This window comes from Pseudomonadota bacterium (assembly GCA_030859565.1).
In the GTDB taxonomy this organism is placed as follows: Bacteria; Pseudomonadota; Gammaproteobacteria; order JACCXJ01; family JACCXJ01; genus USCg-Taylor.
Genome location: JALZJW010000247.1, coordinates 1 through 3,284 on the forward strand (window position 1 = coordinate 1; position 3,284 = coordinate 3,284).

4 protein-coding genes are annotated in these 3,284 nt (G+C 58.6%); 3 read left to right on the forward strand and 1 reads right to left on the reverse strand.

What is annotated here, in order from left to right; all coding sequences use genetic code 11:
- On the forward strand, nucleotides 1–221 hold a 221-nt coding region (locus tag M3436_20220), incomplete at its 5' end, for an ATP-dependent metalloprotease (GenBank protein ID MDQ3566297.1).
- 75 nt (nucleotides 222–296) lie between these two features.
- Nucleotides 297–1,667: a phosphoglucosamine mutase gene (gene glmM, locus M3436_20225; GenBank protein MDQ3566298.1), complete on the forward strand. Its 1,371-nt coding sequence runs from the start codon at nucleotides 297–299 to the stop codon at nucleotides 1,665–1,667.
- 28 nt (nucleotides 1,668–1,695) lie between these two features.
- Here glmM and dapD read toward each other — a convergent pair whose 3' ends face one another.
- Nucleotides 1,696–2,517, reverse strand: a complete 822-nt coding sequence (dapD, locus tag M3436_20230) for a 2,3,4,5-tetrahydropyridine-2,6-dicarboxylate N-succinyltransferase (protein MDQ3566299.1) — start codon at nucleotides 2,515–2,517, stop codon at nucleotides 1,696–1,698.
- Between the two features lie 244 nt (nucleotides 2,518–2,761).
- Between dapD and M3436_20235 the strand changes: the two genes are divergently transcribed.
- On the forward strand, nucleotides 2,762–3,284 hold a 523-nt coding region (locus tag M3436_20235; protein ID MDQ3566300.1), incomplete at its 3' end, for an isocitrate/isopropylmalate family dehydrogenase.

Below are 3,284 nucleotides of genomic sequence, written 5' to 3' on the forward strand. Positions count from 1 at the left end.
ACGTGGGCATCTTACACAAGATGGCGGAGACGCTTATCAAGTACGAGACCATCGAGAGCGCGCAGATTGACGATCTCATGGCCGGCCGCATCCCACGTCCCCCCAAGGACTGGTCGGAAGAGGAGCGTAAGGGCACGCCGAAAGACAAGACGCCGCAAGTGGTTGACAACGGGGACCAAAAAGCAGACGGCGCGATCGGAGGGCCGGCAAGCTTGCATTGAAAGCTTAATAGAGTAAGTTCTGGTGAACCCCCGCTTCCTCAGTGGGGGTTCTTTTTTTACGCGAGGGGACCAGCGATGGGGCATGAACGGCGGTATTTTGGAACCGATGGCATACGCGGCAAGGTGGGTAGCGCGCCGATTACACCTGATTTTGTCATGAAGCTCGGCTGGGCGGCGGGCCGTGTGCTCGGGAAAGGCGGCGCAAGCCGAGTGTTGATCGGCAAGGACACGCGGATCTCCGGATACATGTTCGAGTCGGCATTAGAAGCGGGTTTTTCGGCCGCCGGTGTCGACATCCTGCTGTTGGGCCCGATGCCCACACCCGCCATCGCCTATCTGACGCGCACTTTTCGGGCGCAAGCCGGAGTCGTCATAAGCGCCTCGCACAACCCCTATTACGACAATGGGATCAAGTTTTTCGGCGGCGACGGTATGAAGCTTGCCGATGCCGTCGAATCGGACATCGAAGCGGCGCTGGATTGCCCGCTAGCGACGGTCGATTCGAGCAAGCTAGGCCGGGCGCAGCGCATTGAGGACGCGGAAGGACGGTATATCGAGTTTTGCAAGAGCACATTCGGGACCGGCGCCAATCTTAACGGACTTAAAATCGTCGTGGATTGCGCTCACGGCGCCACGTACAACATTGCCCCCAAGGTCTTCGACGAGCTCGGGGCCACGGTCATTGCGATCGGTGCGGCGCCGAACGGTCTTAACATCAATGATCACTATGGGGCAACCAAACCGGAGACGCTTAAAGCCGAGGTGATGTCCCAGGGGGCCGATGTCGGCATTGCTCTCGACGGTGACGGCGATCGGGTGATCATGGTGGATCACCAGGGCGAAGTTGTCGATGGCGACGAGTTGCTCTTTATTATTGCCCGTGAGCGTCAGCGGAGGAATAAACTGAACGGAAGCGTGGTCGGCACGCAGATGAGTAACCTTGGTCTTGAGCATGCACTGCGAACGCTCGGTCTCGATTTAAAGCGGGCTAAGGTGGGGGACAGATATGTCTTGGAGATGATGAAAGAGGGCGGGTGGACGCTCGGCGGCGAATCGTCGGGCCATATCATCTGTTTGGATATGACGACCACCGGTGACGGAATCGTTTCCGCCTTGCAAGTGCTGGAAATCCTCGTCGCTACGGGCCAGCCGTTAAATTCATTGAAATCAGGAATGAGGAAATACCCGCAAAAGCTCATCAACGTGCGAATGGCCGGGCGAATGGATGTCGGCAATGTCCCGGCGGTGCATCACGCCGTACGGGATGCGGAAGAGCGGCTGAGAGATCGGGGGCGGGTGCTGTTGCGGCCGTCAGGCACCGAAGCGCTGATCCGTGTCATGGTGGAAGGGCCGGACGAGGGTGAAGTCAATCAGGTGGCGACAACGCTCGCCGAGGTTGTGACGGAGGCTTTGCACCAAGCCGGACCGGGCGTTGCGGCGGCATAGCCGCTCCAAGTTTCAACGCCACGCTAGATCAGAGATCGCGCAATAGTTCGTTTATCCCGACCTTAGCGCGGGTTTTTGCGTCGACCTGTTTTACTATAACAGCGCAGTATAAACTATAACGTCGATCCGCCGAAGGTAGATTTCCGGACACCACGACTGAACCGGGCGGAATTCGTCCGTAAGTCACATCACCGTTTTCACGGTTATAAATCTTGGTGCTCTGCCCGATATAAACGCCCATCGAGATCACCGAACCCGCGCCCACGATCACACCTTCGACGATCTCGGATCGAGCCCCGATGAAGCAGTCGTCCTCGATAATGGTAGGGGCGGATTGCAGCGGTTCGAGCACTCCACCGATCCCGGCCCCTCCGGACAGGTGAACGTTCTTACCGATCTGGGCGCACGAACCGACCGTGGCCCAGGTATCGACCATCGTGCCGCTGTCCACATAGGCACCGATGTTCACGTAGCTCGGCATCAAGACGACGTTCGGCGCGATATAACTCCCAAAGCGCACGGTCGCGGGTGGCACGACACGGGCGCCAACGCTGGAGAAGCGTTCACGATCGAAGCCATGAAACTTGGCCGGAACGCGATCGAAGAAATTCGTGAAATCGCCGTACAGCACCTGATTCTCCTCCAGCCTGAAGTAGAGGAGCACGGCTTTCTTCAGCCATTCGTTGACGATCCAGCGGCCGTCCTTGTTCTCGGCGACCCTGGCCCGTCCTTGATCCAAGGCGAGGATACACTCGGCGACCGCAGCGCGCAAAGGATTCGGTGCGCTCGCCGGGGTTAATTGATGACGCCTCTCGTAAGCCGCATCAATGATCTTTTTTAGCTCTTCCATTGTCACACCTCAATGAACCAGGGTTCCGCGCCCGCAGTAACGTCGCCCCTGCATAAATTTGATAAAATGGATTAGGTATTACGACGGTCATTCGTGTCTGGAAGCGCTGGGGATCCGGGCGCACCCAAGTATAGGTGATGCGTAGATGCCGGCCAACGGTGTTGGCGAGTGCCGAGATCTCGCCGGGTCGTTCTAACGGCTGATCAAGCTCTATGGAGCCGGACAGTAAATTGCTGGGTAAGTAATGTTTAAGAAAATTCTGGTCCTTCCGGGTGACGGTATAGGTCCCGAGATCACAGCGCAGGCGGTCAAGGTGTTACGCGCGCTCCGGTCTCATTCCGGCCCGGAATTCGAGATCGAAGAGGCGCTCATCGGGGGCGCAGCCGTCGATGCGGCCGGGGATCCGCTGCCGGAGGAGACACTTGCCAAGGCGCGGGCAGCCGACGCGGTATTGTTGGGCGCGGTCGGCGGCCCGAAATGGGACGCTTTATCCCCTAAGCTACGGCCCGAGAGAGGCTTGCTTCGGCTGCGCGCCGGCTTGGACGTGTTCGCAAATCTGCGCCCGGCGAAGCTTTATAGCGAGTTGATTGACTCTTCCTCGCTCAAGCCCGAGGTGATCGAGGGCTTGGATCTCGTCATTGTGCGCGAGCTAACCGGAGATGTCTACTACGGGGAACCGCGGGGCGTTCGGACACTTGCGGGAGGCGAGCGTCAGGCCTTCAACACCATGGTCTATCGCGAGTCGGAGATAGATCGCATCGCTCGGG